Below are 16,466 nucleotides of genomic sequence, written 5' to 3' on the forward strand. Positions count from 1 at the left end.
GATGGGGGAAGTCAGTTCCGGTTGCTGGCTTGCGCCAGGGCTTCGAGATGGGCGAGGCGTTTTTCCAGGCGTTCGGCGTCGTCGCGCAGGGTATCCACCGCGCGCACGAACTGCTGAACGCTGTCCTTGCGCGCCAGCAGCGGGCTTTCCTCGCGCAGGTGCTCCAGCCAGTTTTCCAGCAGGCGGCCGCCGATCTCGCCCTTGATGCCGAACAGGCCGCGGGCAAAGCCCTGCAGCCGCTGCGCGGCGATGTCGCCGACCACGCGCGACAGGTCTTCGGTGGCGTCCCACTTCAGCTGGCGCACGATGCGGCCAACGTTGGCCGCCAGTTCGGTATCGCCTTCCAGCAGCACGTCGGCCAGGTCCGGCGCGCGGCCGGACAGCTGCGCCAGTGCCACACCGTGCTTCAAGCGCAGCGTGGCCTCGGCCCCGCCCTCGCACACCGCCAGCCAGCCCTCCTCGGTGACCACGCCGTGCACGTCCAGCGGCGGCAGCACGATGCCGATGCGGCGCCCGGCGAACTGCGCGAGCTCGGCGCGCTGCGCCGGATGCTGGTTCAGCAGATGATTGAAAGCCGCCACGCGGATACGCATCATTAAGGTCCTTTGCCCGACAAACTCAACAAGATGGTGCCGATCATGATCGCCAGCAGCCCGGCGATGCGCAGTGGCGACAGGCTCTCGCCGAACAGCAGCACGCCCACCGTCGCCACCACCGCGATGCCGACCCCGCACCAGATGGCGTACACCACGCCGAGATCGAGCCTGAGCAGCACCTGCGACAGCAGCCAGAACGAGGCGATGTAGCCGAGCACCACCAGCAGCGACGGCAGCGGTTTGGTGAAACCGGCGGCCAGCTTCAGCGAACTGGTGGCGATCACCTCGGTGACGATCGCCAGCGCCAGCATCAGCCACGGGTTCATGCCGTCTCCTGTCGGTAGCACCAGTGCCACGGTTCGTACAGGTAGCCGCAGGCGTTGCCGCGCGGGAAGCTCAGCACGAAGCCGAAGCGGGCGGCATTGGCCTGCAGCCAGGCGAAGGCCGGCGTCTGCTCGAATGCTTCTTCCAGCGCCGGCGAGTCCGGGGTGCCGATATCGACGGCACGGCCGGTGTGGTGCTCGCTGAAGCCGGGCGCGGCGCTGACCTGCAGGATCGCGTCCAGGCTCTGGCCGCGCGCCAGCTTGGCGGCGACGATCTCGTGCTGGCGCGCGATGCTGCGAAAGGCCGACACCAGCTGCAGCGTCACCCCGTCCGCGGCCGCGGCGTCGCGCATCGCCAGCCACGCCGCGGCCGCGGACGGCGTCAGCTCGAACTCGCGACCGCTGGCGTTGCGCTCCGCCAGCACCAGCGTCGTCGCCTCGGCGAACGGCGTCAGGCCGCGTGCGGCCAACGTTTGCACGTCGATGCCGAGTGTGGCGTTGAGCGCGGCCAGCTCGTCCGTCATCAGAACTTGACGCCCTTGTGCAGCGCGACCACGCCGCCGGTCATGTTGTGGTAGTCGACGCGGCCGAAACCGGCGTCCAGCATCATCTGTTTCAGCGTTTCCTGGTCCGGGTGCATGCGGATGGATTCGGCCAGGTACTGGTAGCTGTCGGCGTCGCCGGCCACCAGCTTGCCCATCACCGGCAGCGCCTTGAAGGAGTAGAAGTCGTAGAACGGCGACAGCGGCTTCCACACCTTGGAGAATTCCAGCACGAACAACTTGCCGCCCGGCTTCAGCACGCGGCACATCTCCTTCAGCGCCGCGTCCTTGTGCGTCATGTTGCGCAGGCCGAAGGCCACCGACACCGCGTTGAAGTAGTTGTCCGGGAAGGGCAGCTTCTCGGCGTCGGCCAGCGACACCGGCAGGATCAGGCCCTCGTCCAGCAGCCGGTCGCGGCCGACGGTCAGCATCGAGCTGTTGATGTCGGTGAGCCACACTTCGCCGCTCTTGCCGACGCGCTTGGCCCAGCCGCGCGCGAGGTCGCCGGTGCCGCCGGCGATGTCCAGCACCTTATCACCGGCGCGCACGCCGGAGGTGGTCAGCGTGAAGTGCTTCCACACCCGGTGCAGGCCACCGGACATCAGGTCGTTCATCACGTCGTACTTCTGTGCCACCGAGTGGAACACCTCGGCGACCTTGCCCGCCTTTTCGCTCTCGTCGACGGTCTTGAAACCAAAGTGCGTCTGCTTGTCCATGTTTACTCCCTGAGCGCGCCGGCAGCGGCGAGCCGATTCAGATAATCCTGCCAGTACTGGTCGTGCTTGACGCCCAGCTCGTATAAGTAGGCCCAGCTGTACAGCCCGCTGTCGTGGCCGTCGTCAAAGGTGATCTTCAGCGCGTAGTGGCCGACCGGCTCCAGCGCGGTGATGGCCACGTGCATCTTGCCGGTCTGCAGCGTTTCGTTGCCGACGCCGTGGCCGCGCACTTCCGCCGACGGCGAGTAGACGCGCAGGTACTCGGCCGGCAGCTGGAAGCTGGCGCCGTCGTCGAAGCTGATCTCCAGCTTTTTCGACACGCTGTGCAGCTTGATCTCCACCGGGCGCGCGCTGTCCGGGCTCAGTCCGCTCATGGTCTCACTCCTTGCGGGTCAGCAGCATGGCATCGCCATAGCTGAAGAAACGGTATTCCTGCGCCACCGCGTGGGCGTAGGCGGCACGCATTTCCTCGTAGCCGGCGAACGCCGACACCAGCATCAGCAGCGTCGACTTGGGCAGGTGGAAATTGGTCAGCAGCCTGTCCACCACGTTGAAGCGGTAGCCGGGGGTGATGAAGATGTCGGTCTCGCCGCGGCCGGCGCGCAGCACGCCGTCCGGCCGTGCCGCCGACTCCAGTGCGCGCATGCTGGTGGTGCCCACCGCCAGCACCTTGCGGCCAACCTTGTGTGCGGCGTCGATGGCGTCCACCGTCGCCTGCGGGATGTCATAGATCTCGCTGTGCATCTTGTGCTCGGCGATGTGCTCCACCCGTACCGGCTGAAAGGTGCCGGCGCCGACGTGCAGCGTCACGCTGGCGAGGATCACGCCCTTGTCGCGCAGCGTCTGCAGCATGGCGTCGGTGAAGTGCAGGCCGGCGGTCGGCGCCGCCACCGCGCCCTTCTCCCGCGCGTACACCGTCTGGTAGCGCTCGTCATCGTCGCCGTCGGTATCGCGTTCGATATAAGGCGGCAGCGGCAGCTTGCCGGAGGCATCGAGGATGTCGAACACGTTGGCCGCATCCAGGAAGCGCAGCTTGAACAGCTCGCCGGCGCGCTCGACCATCTCCGCCTGCCAGCGGCCGGCAAACACCAGCCGCGTGCCCGGCTTCGGCGACTTGCTGGCGCGCACGTGCGCCAGCACCTCGTGCTCGTTCAGCACCCGCTCCACCAGCGCCTCGATCTTGCCGCCGCTGGCCTTTTCGCCGAACAGGCGCGCCTTGATCACGCGGGTATCGTTGAAGACCAGCACGTCGCCGGCGTCGAGGGCGTCGGCAATGGCGGCAAAGTGATCATCCTGCAACAGCCGTCCGTTGACGCGCAGCAGACGGCTGCCGCCGCGTTCGGCCGGCGGATGCTGGGCAATCAGGTGTTCGGGCAGGTGGTAATCGAAATCGGAAACAAGCATGACAGGCATCTTCTGGGAAACCGGCGGATTATACCTTTCGAGCGCGTTTGCCGCACAGCGTTCCGCCGGTGGCATCACTTGCCCCAGATCAAGTCATCGCCGGCGCCAAGGCGGCAAGCTGCCGTGTCGCGGGAACCGGCACTGGGGTTTTTACTCCAAACCCCCACGATTTTTCGTCACCGCAAAAAGCAAACGCGCGTTTGAAATACTGCAAATACTGGACATCGTGCTGACAATTGCGGCAAACTCGCGCCCATATCGAAACCGAGACTGCTACCTTGACCCGAAAAATCCTTGTGCTGCACGGCCCCAATCTGAATCTCCTCGGACTGCGCGAGCCACAGCACTATGGCCGGGACACACTGGACGACATCAACCGTCGTCTGCAGGAACAGGCCACTGCGGCCGGTATTGAACTGGATTCGCTGCAAAGCAACGCCGAGTCCGTGCTGATCGACCGCATCCACGCCTGTCTTGGTGACGGCACCGATCTGGTCATCATCAATCCGGCCGCATTCACCCACACCAGCGTCGCCCTGCGCGATGCGCTGGCCGGTGTCAAGGTACCGTTCATCGAAGTTCACCTGTCGAACGTCCACGCCCGTGAAGCCTTCCGCCACCACTCCTATTTCTCGGATCTGGCGATCGGCGTCATTTGCGGTCTGGGCGCCCACGGCTACGAGCTGGCCCTGGCCCACGCGATCAAGCGTCTGGCACAGCCGGCATAAACACCCGAATACCTAAAGAAGGAAAACCATGGACCTGCGCAAACTGAAAAAGCTGATTGATCTGGTCGAAGAGTCCGGCATTGCCGAACTGGAAGTGACCGAAGGCGAAGAAAAAGTCCGCATCACCCGCGTTTCCCCGAACAGCACCGTGCACTACGCCCAGCCGATGACCATGCAGGTGCCGCAGCACGCCGCGCCAGCAGCCGCCGCACCGGCCGCCGCCGAAGCGCCGGTCGCGGTATCGGCAGCCAACAATCCCGGCACCGTCAAGTCGCCGATGGTCGGCACCTTCTACCGTCGTCCTAGCCCGCAGTCGACCCCGTTTGTCGAAGTGGGCCAGCAGGTCAATGTCGGCGACACGCTGTGCATCATCGAAGCGATGAAGCTGATGAACGAGATCGAGGCCGAGCGCGCCGGCGTGGTGAAAGCCATCCTGATCGAAGAAGGCCAGCCGGTCGAGTTCGGCGAGCCGATGTTCATCATCGAATAAGCAGCCTGCCGCACGACATGCTGAACACAGGGCACGCCAGTCTGGTCAGTGCCCTTGTTGTTTGACGCACCGTTTACGGGAAAACCCCAGCCTGCGCACGGCGCCCGGTCCACATCGCACACCGGCGCGCGCCCTGCAGTGGAGAAATACATGTTTGAAAAGATCCTGATTGCAAACCGCGGCGAAATCGCCCTGCGCATCCAGCGCGCCTGCCGCGAAATGGGCATCAAGACCGTGGTGGTGCACTCCGAGGCCGACCGCGAAGCCAAATACGTGAAGCTGGCCGACGAATCGGTCTGCATCGGCCCGGCCTCCTCCACCCTCAGCTACCTGAACGTACCGGCCCTGATCGCCGCCGCCGAAGTCACCGACGCCCAGGCGATACACCCCGGCTACGGTTTCCTGTCGGAAAACGCCGACTTCGCCGAACGCGTGGAGCAGTCCGGCTTCGTGTTCATCGGCCCGCGCTCGGAAACCATCCGCCTGATGGGCGACAAGGTGTCCGCCAAGCAGGCGATGATCGAAGCCGGCGTGCCGACGGTACCCGGTGTCGCCGGCGCGCTGCCGGACGATCCGGCCGAGATCACCAAGATCGCCCGCAAGATCGGCTTCCCGGTAATCATCAAGGCCTCCGGCGGCGGTGGCGGCCGCGGCATGCGCGTGGTGCACACCGAAGCCGCGCTGATCAACTCGGTGAACATGACCCGTACCGAAGCCGGTGCCGCCTTCGGCAACCCGACCGTGTACATGGAAAAGTTCCTGGAGCAGCCGCGCCACATCGAGATCCAGGTGCTGTCCGACCAGCACGGCAACGCCGTGCATCTGGGCGAGCGCGACTGCTCGATGCAGCGCCGCCACCAGAAGATCATCGAAGAAGCGCCGGCACCGGGCATCACCGCCGAGCAGCGCAAGAAGATCGGCGAAGCCTGCGCCGACGCCTGCCGCCGCATCGGCTACCGCGGCGCCGGCACCTTTGAATTCCTGTACGAGAACGGCGAGTTCTACTTCATCGAGATGAACACCCGCGTGCAGGTGGAGCATCCGGTCTCCGAGCTGATCACCGGCATCGACATCGTGCAGGAGCAGATCCGCATCGCCGCCGGCCTGCCGCTGCGCTTCAAGCAGAAGGACATCCACTTCCGCGGCCACGCGATGGAGTGCCGCATCAACGCCGAAGACCCGTTCACCTTCGTGCCGTCGCCGGGCAAGATCGAGAGCTACCATCCGGCCGGCGGCCCGGGCATCCGTATCGATTCGCACATCTACCAAGGCTATACCGTGCCATCGCACTACGATTCGATGGTGGGTAAACTGATTGCCTACGGCGATACCCGCGACCAGGCGATGGCGCGCATGCGCGTCGCGCTGTCGGAAATGGCCATCACCGGCATCAAGACCAATATCCCGCTGCACCAGGAGCTGTTCCTCGATGCCGCCTTCCAGAAAGGCAGCACCAGCATTCACTACCTGGAAGAACGTCTGGCGCAGTTGAAGAAAGGCAGTTAATTCTATGGCATGGCTGCAAGCCACCATTCAAGCAGACTCGGCGGTGGCCGAGCGCTTCGCCGACGTGCTAATGGACGTCGGCGCCCTGTCCGCCACCATCGAGGACGCGCTGGCCGGCACCGCCGAAGAGCAGCCGATTTTCGGCGAACCGGGCGAGCCGGTTGACCAGATGTGGCAACACAGCCTGATCAACTGCCTGTTTGCCGAGGACGCCGACGTCGCCGCCATGATCGCGCTGGCCGCGCTCAAGTGCGGCCTGCCGCTGCCGCAGTACGAGCTTGGCCGTGTCGAGGAACAGGACTGGGTGCGCCTGACGCAGAGCCAGTTCGACCCGATCCGCATCTCGTCGCGGCTGTGGATCACCCCGACCTGGCACCAGTCGCCGGACCCGGCGGCGATCAACCTGCAGCTGGACCCGGGCCTCGCCTTCGGCACCGGCAGCCACCCGACGACCCGTCTGTGCCTGCAATGGCTGGACGAAGAGATCAAGGGCGGCGAAACGGTACTCGACTACGGTTGCGGCTCCGGCATCCTTGCCATCGCCGCGCTGAAGCTGGGCGCCGGCGCCACCCGCGGCATCGACATCGACGCCCAGGCGGTGCGCGCCAGCATCGACAACGCGGAGCAGAATGGCGTCAGCGCCGACTTCGGCCTGCCCGACAGCCTGCTGCCGGGCGAGTACGACGTCGTCGTCGCCAACATCCTCGCCAATCCGCTGCGCCTGCTGGGCGGCCTGCTGGCCGGCCATGTGCGCGCCGGTGGCCGCATCGTGCTGTCCGGCATCCTGCAGGAACAGGTGGAAGAACTGGCGGCCATCTACGGCCAATGGTTCGACATGGACGCGCCGGTGTTCGACGAAGGCTGGACCCGTCTTTCCGGCGTGAAACGCGGCTGACGACATGAGCTACACCACACAGTGCCCCGCCTGCCAGACCCGCTTCAAGGTCTCCGATGCCCACCTCGCCCTTGCTTCCGGCATGGTGCGCTGCGGACGCTGTAGCCATGTCTTCCACGCACCCAGCCATTTCGAGCAGGCGCCGGCGATAGTCGAGGCGCCGCCGGTCATCACCACGCAGGCCGGTGCGGCCGCCTCCCGAATCGAAACGGCGCCCGACGACGACTTCGAGCTGGAGCTGCCGGACTTTCATCCGGAACGGGATGCGGCCAACCTTGCCCCCGCGGCCGAACCGCGCGCGGCAGCGGTAGCCGCGCCCCCCGAGCCTGAGACGGCACTGGACCTGCCCGACTTCGACCTGTTGCTGGAACCGGAGCAACCGCTGTCGTGGCAGGACCTGGATACCCCACCCCGGCAGGACGACACCCCGCCCGCCGAGCCGCAGCAGGACATCGCCGCCTTCCAGCGCGCGCTGGCCGAGGCGCTGCAGACACCGGCCAGCCGCGCGAGCGAGCCGGTGGCACTGGTGGACGAACCGCCAGCCGCCGCTGCGCCGGCACCCAATCGCCAGCAAAGGTTGGCCGCACAGTACGACACAGCCGATAGCGCGGACAGCCCGCTGCCGCCGATTTCCGCCGCCGACCTGGACGACGACGTCCCCGCACCGGCCGACAGCGACGCGGAGGCAAGCGACACCGCCAGCAGCGGCGACGGCAACTGGCTGCGCGCCACCGCCTTCGGCCTGCTCGGCGTCATCGGCGTGCTGGTGCTGCTGCTGCAGCTGGCCTTCATCAACCGCACCGCGGTCAGCGCCGAGCTGCCGGAACTGCGCCCCGCCTTCGAATCGCTGTGCCAGTCGCTCGGCTGCGAGGTGCCGCTGCCGACCCAGCGCCAGCTGATCCGCACCGAGTGGTCCGAGCTGTCGTTCGTGCCGCAGCACGAGCATCTGATCCAGCTGGATGCCACGCTGAAGAACCTGGCGCCCTATCCGCAGGCCTTCCCGCTGATGGAGGTGTCGCTGAAGGACGGCGAGGATCGCGTGTTGATCCGCAAGACGCTGAAGCCGGAACAGTACCTGTCCGCCGACGACCTCAAGCTGGGGCGCTTCAACGCCAACAGCGAACTGAAGATCGTCACCCGCATGGAAGTCCGCGACGCCAAGGCGCTGGGCTACAGCCTGCACTTCTACTACCCCTGATAGCGCCAGCCGCTAAAGCCGGTGCCCGCAGCCCCCACGCTGCCGGTCGCCGGCTTTTTTCATAAGCCAGCCGCCCGGCGCTTGCTTTTCGCATGTTCTGTTCCACCATGAAGAAACCACCAGGAGCAGACCATGACCCATTCCCATTTCCGCTATGCCGACGACTGGCTGATGGTAGAAGGCCACTTCCCGCAGGCGGGCGAGACCCTGCCCAGCTTCATGCTGGTCGACGAACAGCTGCGCGACATGTCGCTGGAACGCTTTCTCGGCCACGACAAGCTGGTGGTGACCCTGTTGTCGCTGGACGCGCCCAAGGCCGGCCTGGCGCTGCTGCAGGCATTGCGCCGACAACTGGAGCCGTGGCCGCAGCTGCAGCTGATCGTGATCACCGTCGACTCGCCGTTCAGCCTCGCCCGCGCGCGCCAGGCGCACGGCCTGCCCTATGCGGTGCTGCTCTCCACCCTGCGCGGGCGCGACTTCCACAAGCACTTCGGCGTGCTGATCCGGGACGTGCCGCTGGCCGGCATGACCTGCCCGGCGCTGTGGCTGGTGGATGGCGACGACCGCATCGGCTACGCACAGCGGCTGCAGAGCGAAGACGAGGACTTCGACTTCGCCGAGCTGCGGCAGCAGCTGGTGGCACGCTACGCCACCCTGCCGCGCTAGGGCATTGCCACCAGTGCGGACGTGAAAACCGGCAGCGCCAGGCTGCCGGTCGGGGTGATGCGCGAAAATGATGCGCGGAAACGCTTCAGGCGCCGGGCGCATGGAACTCCGGCTTGGGCGAGCGTCCGAGCAGGCGCTCCACCACGTGCTGCGGCGTGGCCTGGTGGTACAGCAGCTCGCACACCGCCGCGGTGATCGGCATGTCCACCTGCAGCCGCTCCGCCATCTTCAGCACCTCGCGCGCCGTCGGCACGCCCTCGGCGACGTGGCCCAGCTCGGCGAGGATGGTGTCCAGCGACTTGCCCTCCGCCAGCTTGAGGCCGACCTGGCGGTTGCGCGACAGCGCACCGGTGCAGGTCAGCAGCAGGTCGCCGACGCCGGACAGGCCCATCATGCTCTGCTGGCTGCCACCGAGCGCCACCGCGAGGCGGGTGATTTCGGCGAGGCCGCGGGTGATCAGCGCCGCGCGCGCGTTCATGCCGAAGCCGAGACCGTCGGCGACGCCGGTGGCGATCGCCATCACGTTTTTCACCGCGCCGCCGACTTCCACCCCCACCAGATCGTCATTGGCGTAGATGCGCAGCAGCGGGCTGTGCAGCTCGCGCGCGTAGTCGCGGGCAAACGCGTAGTTTTCCGACGCTAGCGTCACCGCCGCCGGCAGCCCCTGCGCCACCTCGCGGGCAAAGCTCGGGCCGGACAGCACGCCGACGCTCTTGAGATGGGGGAACTCCTCGGCCACCACCTGGTGCGGCAGCAGGCTGGAGCCGGCCTCGAAGCCCTTGCACGCCCACAGCAGCGGCGCATCCACCTTCAGCCGCGCCAGCTCGCGCAAGGTTGGCCGCAGGCCGGCGATCGGTGTCACCACCAGCACCAGGTCGACCCCGAGCACCGCCTCGGACAGGTCGGCGGACAGGTGCAGATCGGCCGGGAACGGGCACTCCGGCAGGTAGCGCCGGTTCTGGCGCGTGGCCTGCATGTCTATCATCTGCTCGGCGTTGCGGCCCCACAGCGTGACATGATGCTGGCGGCAGAATGCGAAGGCCAGCGCCGTGCCCCAGGCACCGGCACCAAGTACGGCTATTTTCATCGTGTTCCTTACAGCCCCCACAGGCCGGCGATGCGGGCATAGCCCACGGTATTGTCGCGATGACGTACCTTGACCCAGCCGCTTTGCGGCGGTTCCAGCAGCTCCAGCGCCAGATCCTTGCCGGCCTGGTACAGCACGGCGGCCGTTTCCGCCGGCGCGGCACGCACCGGCAGCTGCTCGGCGGTGACCAGCAGCATCTGCCGCGTCGACAGCGCCGCCGCCGGGATCCAGGCGATGCCGCCGGTGGCGTCACGCACCCGCGCCCAGTCCTTCTGCGTCACCAGCACCTCCACCGGGTAGTAGCGGCTGACCACGAACAGTTTTTTGGCGGCAAGGTTGGGCGCCTCGTACAGCGCGACGCCGGTTTCCTTCACCGAACGGAATTCCAATGCAAAAACCGTACTGGCCAGCAGGGCCAGTACGGCGGCAAACACAATGCGAGTCGGTTTCATCGCGATCAGGCTGTACCGGCTTCGGCCTGGGCGGCGCGTTGCTGCATGTACAGGGCTTCGAAGTTGATCGGTGCCAGCAGCACCGGCGGGAAGCCGGCGCGGCCAACCAGGCTGGACACGGTTTCGCGGGCGTACGGGAACAGGATGTTCGGGCAGGCCACGCCGAGGATCGGGTCGATGTCTTCGGCAGGGATGTTCTGGATCTGGAAGATGCCGGCCTGCGCCACTTCGCACAGGAACATGGTTTTTTCCGGCAGCTTGGCGGTCACGGTCACGGTCAGCGACACTTCGAAGAAGCCGTCTTCCAGCTGGCGGCCTTCGGAAGCCAGCTGCATGTCGATTTCCGGCTGTTCCTGCTCCAGGAAGATGGCGGGTGCGTTCGGGATTTCCAGCGACAGGTCTTTGACGTAGATTTTTTCGATGGAGAATACCGGTTGCAGCTCTTGTTGTTCGCTCATGGTGTTGGATCTCGGTAGCGCCGTCGGGCGCGGGGTTGGAATCAAGTGCGGATCATCGCACGAAAATGATGACAGCTGTGCGCGTCAACCGGCCAGCAGCACATCCAGCTTGCCGGCCGAATGCAGCGCCACCAGGTCGTCACAGCCGCCGACGTGCACGTCGCCGATGAAGATCTGCGGCACGGTGCGGCGCCCGGTCAGCGACATCATGGTGTCGCGCGCCTGCGGGTCAAGATCGATGCGGACTTCTTCGATGTCGGTCACGCCGTTCTGGGCCAGCACCTGCTTGGCGCGGATGCAGTACGGGCAGTAGGCCGAGGTGTACATGGTAACGGGTTGCATGGTGACGACCTTAAGCTAGAACAAACGGTGATTATAAGGCCAGTTACCGCGCCCAAGGCAAGGCTCAGGGCTGCCGTTGCAGCTGCGCCGCGTAACGCTCGACCACCTCGCCGACCAGCGCGTCCAGCGCGCCCTGCTGCTGCGCCGCGCGCGCGGAATTGAGCAGCGCCACGATCGCCAGCCGCTGCCCGGACGGCGCCTGCCAGTAGCCGGCCAGCGCGCGGGTGTCGCCGAGGGTGCCGGTCTTCAGCCGCAAGCGCGGCCCCAGCCCGGCGAAGCGGCGGCGCAGGGTGCCGTCCTCGCTGGCCAGCGGCAGGCTGGCGATGAATTCCGCCGCGTACGGCCCGCGTGCGGCATCGAGCAGGATCGCGCCCAGCTGGCGCGCGCTGATGCGCTCGCGCCGCGACAGGCCGGCGCCGTTTTCCAGCTGCAGTGGCTCGGCGGCGATGCCGCGCTCCAGCAGCAGCGAGCGCACCGCCAGCTGCGCGTCGGTCACGGTATCGCCGCTGTGCGGGTTTTCCGCGCCCAGCGTCAGCCACACGCTGCGCGCCATGGTGTTGTTGCTGTACTTGTTGATGTCGTTCAGCGCCTGCGGCAGCGGCTCGGAATCCAGGCGCACCAGCTGGCGCGCGTCGGGCGGGGTGCTGCCCTGCGCGATGCCGCGCGGCCCCTCGCCGCCCAGCATCTGCCAGATGGCGGTGAAGCTCTGCGCGGCGTAGCCGTCGTTATCCAGCACGTTGACGTAGCTGGCCGCACCGTCGCAGGCCGGCGGCAGCTTGCCGCTGACGCGGATGCCGTTGCCGCTGACGCTGACCTCGGCGAACTCGCGCACGTCGCCGCAGCTGGCGGCGACGCCCGGCTGCAGCCGGTTGTCGAGGCGGAAGCCCGGCAGCGGCGGGTCCAGCACCACCTGCGGCCGGCCCTGCTCGTAGAAGTAGCGCAGCCAGGCCACCTTCAGGTTGGACAGGTGGGTGTCCGGCGGCACCGAGAACACGCGCTCGGCGTCGCCGTCGAAGCCGTCGGCGCTGCTGATGCGGCTGAAGGCGCGCTTGTCCAGCAGCAGCTGGCCGTCGATGCGCTGCACGCCGCGCAGGCGCAGCTGGCGCAGCAGCTCGGTCAGGCGCGCGGAATCGAAGCGCGGATCGCCGCGACCTATCCAGTACAGGTCGCCGCGCAGCACGCCGTTTTCCAGCACGGCATTGCTTTTCAGTTCGCTGCGCCAGCGGTAGCCCGGCCCCAGCCGGTTCAGCGCCGCCCAGGCGGTGACCAGCTTCATGGTCGAGGCCGGGTTCATCGCGGCGTCGGCGCGGTGCTCGTCGAACACCGTGCGCCCTTCCACCGGCGCCGCCCACAGCGCCACCTCGTCGGCGCGCAAGGTGCCAAGGTTGGCCGCAAGCGCCAGCGGCGAAACGGCCAGCATGGCCATCATCAAACGTAAGCTCACTCAGATCTCCTGCGGGTCGACATCCAGCGACCAGCGTAAGTGGCGCGGCGCCTTGCGCGCCAGCGCATCCAGTTGCGGCAGCAGCGCGCGCAGCCAGGCGTGCAGCGCCGGGCGTTGTGGCGCCTCGAAGGTCAGCTGTGCGCGCTCGCGGCCGGCGAGGCGCGCCATCAGCGCCGGCGCCGGGCCGAACACGAACAGCGGTGGCGGCAGCTCGCCGCACAGCGCCAGCACCTGCTGCAGGAAGGCCTCGGCCTCGTGGTACTGCGGCGCGTCGGCGCGCAGGATCACCTGGCTAGCCGCCGGCGGGAAGCCGGCCTCGCGCCGCTCCTGTAGCTGGCTGGCGGCAAAGCCGTCGAAATCGTGCTGCGTCAGCGCCAGGTACAGCGGGTGCTCCGGCCAGTTGGTCTGCACGATGACGTCGCCGGCCAGCTCGGCGCGGCCGGCGCGGCCGGACACCTGCAGCAGCTGCGCGAACAGGCGTTCGCTGGCGCGGTAGTCGGCGGAATAGAGACCCCCGTCGCTGCCCAGCACCACCACCAGCGACAGCGCGCCGAAGTCGTGGCCCTTGGCCAGCATCTGGGTACCGAGCAGGATGTCCACCTCGCCGGCGTGCACGCGCTGGTACACCGCGTCCCACGCCGCCTTGTGGCTGGTACTGTCGCGATCGATGCGCAGGATGCGCGCCTCCGGCAACAGCCGGCGCAGCGCCTCCTCAAGCCGCTGCGTGCCCTCGCCCAGCGGCTGCACGTCGGGATTGCCGCAGGCCGGGCACTGCAGCGGCACCCGCTGCTGCGCGCCGCAGTGGTGACAGCGCAGCTGGCGCGCCGACAGGTGCAGCACCATGCGCGCGCTGCAGTGCTGGCAGGCCGAGGTCCAGCCGCAGGCGGTGCAGGCCAGCACCGGCGAGTAGCCGCGGCGGTTGATGAACACCAGGCTCATCTCGCGCCGCGCCAGCCGCTGCTGCAGCGCGGCGATCACCGGCTCGGACAGGCCGTCCACCAGCTTCAGGCGGCGGGTGTCGACCAGGCCGATGCGCGGCAGCCGCGCGCTGCCGTGCGCCCGCGCCGACAACACCAGCCTGTGGTAGCGGCCGGCCTCGACGTTGGCCACCGTCTCCAGGCTGGGGGTGGCGCTACCGAGCAGCACCGGCACCTGCGCCTGGCTGGCGCGCCACACCGCCAGATCGCGCGCGTGGTAGCGCAGGCCGTCCTGCTGCTTGAACGAGCCGTCGTGCTCCTCGTCCACGATCACCAGCCCGGCGCGCGGCTGCGGCGTGAACACCGCCAGCCGGGTGCCGATCACGATGTCGGCGACGCCCTGCCAGGCGTCGACCCAGCCCTGCAGCCGCTCGCCGTCGGACAGGCCGCTGTGCAGGCAGACGATGTGGCTGGCGGGAAAACGCTGCGCGAAGCGCTCGATCAGCTGCGGGGTGAGGTTGATCTCGGGAATGATCACCAGCGCCTGCTGCCCGGCGGCCAGCACGCGGGCGATCAGCTGCAGGTAGACCTCGGTCTTGCCGCTGCCAGTGATGCCGTGCAGCAGGAAGGCGCCGAAGCGGCCAAGCTTGGCCGCCACCGCATCCAGCGCCGCCTGCTGCTCGTCGTTCAGCGTCAGCGCCGCGGCCACCTGCAAGGGCGGTGCCTGCCACGGCAGGATGTCGATGTGGCCTGCGGCCAACCTTTGCTTGAGAAAAGCCATCGCCTGCGGATGCACGCGGCGCAGCGCGTCGCGCGATTGCGGCTGCTGCAGCGCCAGCCACAGCTGCCGCTGCACCGTGCTGCGCGCCGACGGCTCGGCGGCGAGGCCGGCGGCATTGAGCCGGTAGGACTGGCGGTCGGCCAGCGTCACCGCGCGCGGCTCGCGCAGCGCGGTGGGCAAGGCGGTGAACAGCGCCTGCCCCTGCGGATGCAGGTAGTAGCGCGCGGCGAAGCGCACTTGCTGCAGCAGCGCCTCCGGCAGCGGCGGCAACTCGTCCAGCACCGCCAGGATCGGCTTGCAGCGCGCCTCGTCCAGCGCCTGCGGCGGCACGTCGTTGTCGACCACGCCGCACAGTTCGCGATTGCCGAAGGCGACGCGGACGCGCTGGCCGCTGGGCAGCGGCTGCGGATGCAGGTAGGTAAATGCACCACGCAAGGGCACGTCGAGCCAGACACTGATGTGCTGCATTGCAGTCATGATGGGACGGACTCCCCGCTAATCCAGCACTGGCGCGGCTTGGCGCCAGCTGTGCACAGATACTGTGGATAACTTTGTGAACAACTGACGAACCGGCTGGCAAAAAGCGCGTCAATCGGGCATTCCATTAGATTGCACAAATTTTAATCTGAAATATTAAATCCAATAAAATCAGACGCTTATATAAATTTCGCGTTTCTTTGGCAACAAGCCTTGACAGGCCGGAAAAATGCCCCGTTTTGGTGTGCATAAGTCGTGGAACAACTGCGGCGGCAACTGTCAAGCCTTGCCGGCAAGCTTTGTTTATGCGTCAAAAAAAGCCACCGCCGGCTGGCGGTGGCTGTGGGCAGGGCGACGCTCAGACGGCGTGGTACGGGCGCGACAGGCGGTGCACGGCGGCGACCAGGGCCTTGGCGTGCTCCGGGTCGGCAAACTGCGAGATGCCGTGGCCGAGGTTGAACACGTGACCGGAACCGTGGCCGTAGGCCGCCAGGATGCGGCCGGCTTCCTGCTCGATCGCCGCCGGGCTGCCGAACAGCGCGTTGGGGTCGAAGTTGCCCTGCAGCGCCACCTTGTCGCCGACGCGCGCGCGCGCCTGGCCGATGTCGGTGGTCCAGTCCAGACCCACGCAGTCGGCGCCGATGGCGGCGATCTGCTCCAGCCACTGGCCGCCCCCCTTGGTGAACACGATCACCGGCACGCGGCGGCCGTCGGCCTCGCGCTTGAGGCCGGCGATGATCTGCTGCATGTAGGCCAGCGAGAATTCCTGGTACGCGGCGTGGCTCAGCGCGCCGCCCCAGGTATCGAAAATCTGCACCGCCTGCGCGCCGGCATCGATCTGCGCGTTGAGGTAGGCGGTCACCGAGTCGGCGGTGATGCGCAGAATGTGGTGCAGCAGCTCCGGACGGCCGTACAGCATCGCCTTGACGTGGCGGAAGTCGGCGGAGCCGGCGCCCTCGATCATGTAGCAGGCCAGCGTGAACGGGCTGCCGGAGAAGCCGATCAGCGGCACGCGGCCGTCCAGCGCGCGGCGGATGCTGCTTACCGCGTCGAACACGTACTGCAGCTTGTCCAGCGGCGCCACCTGCAGCGCCTTGATCGCCGCCTCGTCGCGCAGCGGACGGGCAAAGCGCGGGCCCTCGCCCTCGGCGAAGGACAGCCCCAGACCCATCGCGTCCGGCACCGTCAGGATGTCGGAGAACAGGATGGCCGCGTCCAGCGGGAAGCGCTCCAGCGGCTGCAGCGTGACCTCGGTGGCGTAGTCCGGGCTGGTGCACAGCCCCATGAAGCTGCCGGCGCGCGCGCGGGTGGCGCGGTATTCCGGCAGGTAGCGGCCGGCCTGGCGCATCATCCAGATCGGGGTGTAGTCAACCGGCTGCTTCAGCAGCGCACGCAGGAAGGTATCGTTCTTGAGCTGGGTCATGTTGGCTGTCGGGGCTGAAAA

At 67.4% G+C, this 16,466-nt stretch carries 19 protein-coding genes; 6 read left to right on the forward strand and 13 right to left on the reverse strand.

The window, feature by feature from the left end; all coding sequences use genetic code 11:
* Positions 1–11: 11 nt before the first annotated feature.
* Genes IE100_RS03775 through queA form a run of 6 tightly spaced genes read right to left on the reverse strand, consistent with a single transcriptional unit; the run spans position 12 to position 3,581 of the window.
* Entirely contained in the window at positions 12–596 is a 585-nt protein-coding gene (locus IE100_RS03775; protein ID WP_229800211.1) for a ubiquinone biosynthesis accessory factor UbiJ, read from the reverse strand.
* Complete coding sequence (locus IE100_RS03780; RefSeq protein ID WP_189372809.1) at positions 596–922, reverse strand: DMT family transporter; 327 nt, start codon at positions 920–922, stop codon at positions 596–598. The genes IE100_RS03775 and IE100_RS03780 overlap by 1 nt, the downstream gene beginning before the upstream one ends.
* Complete coding sequence (locus tag IE100_RS03785) at positions 919–1,443, reverse strand: M15 family metallopeptidase (RefSeq protein WP_189372810.1); 525 nt, start codon at positions 1,441–1,443, stop codon at positions 919–921. The genes IE100_RS03780 and IE100_RS03785 overlap by 4 nt, the downstream gene beginning before the upstream one ends.
* A complete protein-coding gene (gene ubiE, locus IE100_RS03790) occupies positions 1,443–2,177 on the reverse strand; it encodes a bifunctional demethylmenaquinone methyltransferase/2-methoxy-6-polyprenyl-1,4-benzoquinol methylase UbiE (protein WP_189372811.1) in 735 nt (244 codons plus the stop codon). Before ubiE ends, IE100_RS03785 begins: the two co-directional genes overlap by 1 nt.
* 2 nt (positions 2,178–2,179) lie before the next feature.
* A complete protein-coding gene (locus IE100_RS03795) occupies positions 2,180–2,551 on the reverse strand; it encodes a gamma-butyrobetaine hydroxylase family protein (RefSeq protein ID WP_189372812.1) in 372 nt (123 codons plus the stop codon).
* A 4-nt stretch (positions 2,552–2,555) separates the two neighbouring features.
* Positions 2,556–3,581, reverse strand: a complete 1,026-nt coding sequence (gene queA / locus IE100_RS03800) for a tRNA preQ1(34) S-adenosylmethionine ribosyltransferase-isomerase QueA (RefSeq protein WP_189372813.1) — start codon at positions 3,579–3,581, stop codon at positions 2,556–2,558.
* A gap of 278 nt (positions 3,582–3,859) precedes the next feature.
* Here queA and aroQ point away from each other — a divergent pair, with 278 nt between their 5' ends.
* The 6 genes from aroQ (at position 3,860) to IE100_RS03830 (ending at position 9,064) form a co-directional block, all read left to right on the forward strand.
* On the forward strand, positions 3,860–4,309 hold the full coding sequence (gene aroQ / locus IE100_RS03805) for a type II 3-dehydroquinate dehydratase (protein ID WP_189372814.1): 450 nt from the start codon (positions 3,860–3,862) through the stop codon (positions 4,307–4,309).
* A 28-nt stretch (positions 4,310–4,337) separates the two neighbouring features.
* The gene (gene accB, locus IE100_RS03810) at positions 4,338–4,799 is read left to right on the forward strand and encodes an acetyl-CoA carboxylase biotin carboxyl carrier protein (RefSeq protein ID WP_189372815.1); all 462 of its coding nucleotides are present in this window, start codon (positions 4,338–4,340) and stop codon (positions 4,797–4,799) included.
* A 150-nt stretch (positions 4,800–4,949) separates the two neighbouring features.
* Positions 4,950–6,305 (forward strand): acetyl-CoA carboxylase biotin carboxylase subunit, encoded by a 1,356-nt coding sequence (gene accC, locus IE100_RS03815; protein ID WP_189372816.1) that lies wholly within the window; start codon positions 4,950–4,952, stop codon positions 6,303–6,305.
* A 4-nt stretch (positions 6,306–6,309) separates the two neighbouring features.
* Positions 6,310–7,200 carry a 50S ribosomal protein L11 methyltransferase gene (gene prmA / locus IE100_RS03820; protein WP_189372817.1) on the forward strand — a complete coding sequence of 297 codons (891 nt, stop codon included), beginning with the start codon at positions 6,310–6,312 and terminating at the stop codon, positions 7,198–7,200.
* 4 nt (positions 7,201–7,204) lie between these two features.
* Positions 7,205–8,398, forward strand: a complete 1,194-nt coding sequence (locus tag IE100_RS03825) for a DUF3426 domain-containing protein (RefSeq protein ID WP_189372818.1) — start codon at positions 7,205–7,207, stop codon at positions 8,396–8,398.
* 132 nt (positions 8,399–8,530) lie between these two features.
* Positions 8,531–9,064 carry a redoxin family protein gene (locus IE100_RS03830; RefSeq protein WP_189372819.1) on the forward strand — a complete coding sequence of 178 codons (534 nt, stop codon included), beginning with the start codon at positions 8,531–8,533 and terminating at the stop codon, positions 9,062–9,064.
* 85 nt (positions 9,065–9,149) lie between these two features.
* On the opposite strand, the gene IE100_RS03835 is transcribed toward IE100_RS03830, so the two are convergent.
* The 7 genes from IE100_RS03835 to hemE form a co-directional block, all read right to left on the reverse strand.
* Positions 9,150–10,151, reverse strand: a complete 1,002-nt coding sequence (locus IE100_RS03835; protein WP_189372820.1) for an NAD(P)H-dependent glycerol-3-phosphate dehydrogenase — start codon at positions 10,149–10,151, stop codon at positions 9,150–9,152.
* An 8-nt stretch (positions 10,152–10,159) separates the two neighbouring features.
* A complete protein-coding gene (locus tag IE100_RS03840; protein WP_189372821.1) occupies positions 10,160–10,603 on the reverse strand; it encodes an SH3 domain-containing protein in 444 nt (147 codons plus the stop codon).
* A 5-nt stretch (positions 10,604–10,608) separates the two neighbouring features.
* A complete protein-coding gene (gene secB, locus IE100_RS03845; protein WP_047966843.1) occupies positions 10,609–11,061 on the reverse strand; it encodes a protein-export chaperone SecB in 453 nt (150 codons plus the stop codon).
* An 84-nt stretch (positions 11,062–11,145) separates the two neighbouring features.
* On the reverse strand, positions 11,146–11,403 hold the full coding sequence (grxC, locus tag IE100_RS03850) for a glutaredoxin 3 (protein ID WP_189372822.1): 258 nt from the start codon (positions 11,401–11,403) through the stop codon (positions 11,146–11,148).
* A gap of 64 nt (positions 11,404–11,467) precedes the next feature.
* Positions 11,468–12,847, reverse strand: coding sequence for a D-alanyl-D-alanine carboxypeptidase/D-alanyl-D-alanine endopeptidase (gene dacB / locus IE100_RS03855; RefSeq protein ID WP_229800212.1), 1,380 nt, complete (start codon positions 12,845–12,847; stop codon positions 11,468–11,470).
* Positions 12,848–15,022: a primosomal protein N' gene (locus IE100_RS03860; RefSeq protein ID WP_229800213.1), complete on the reverse strand. Its 2,175-nt coding sequence runs from the start codon at positions 15,020–15,022 to the stop codon at positions 12,848–12,850.
* Between the two features lie 358 nt (positions 15,023–15,380).
* A complete protein-coding gene (gene hemE / locus IE100_RS03865) occupies positions 15,381–16,445 on the reverse strand; it encodes a uroporphyrinogen decarboxylase (protein WP_189372823.1) in 1,065 nt (354 codons plus the stop codon).
* Positions 16,446–16,466 lie beyond the last annotated feature (21 nt).

Source organism: Vogesella alkaliphila, assembly GCF_014652475.1.
GTDB classification, from domain to species: domain Bacteria; phylum Pseudomonadota; class Gammaproteobacteria; order Burkholderiales; family Chromobacteriaceae; genus Vogesella; species Vogesella alkaliphila.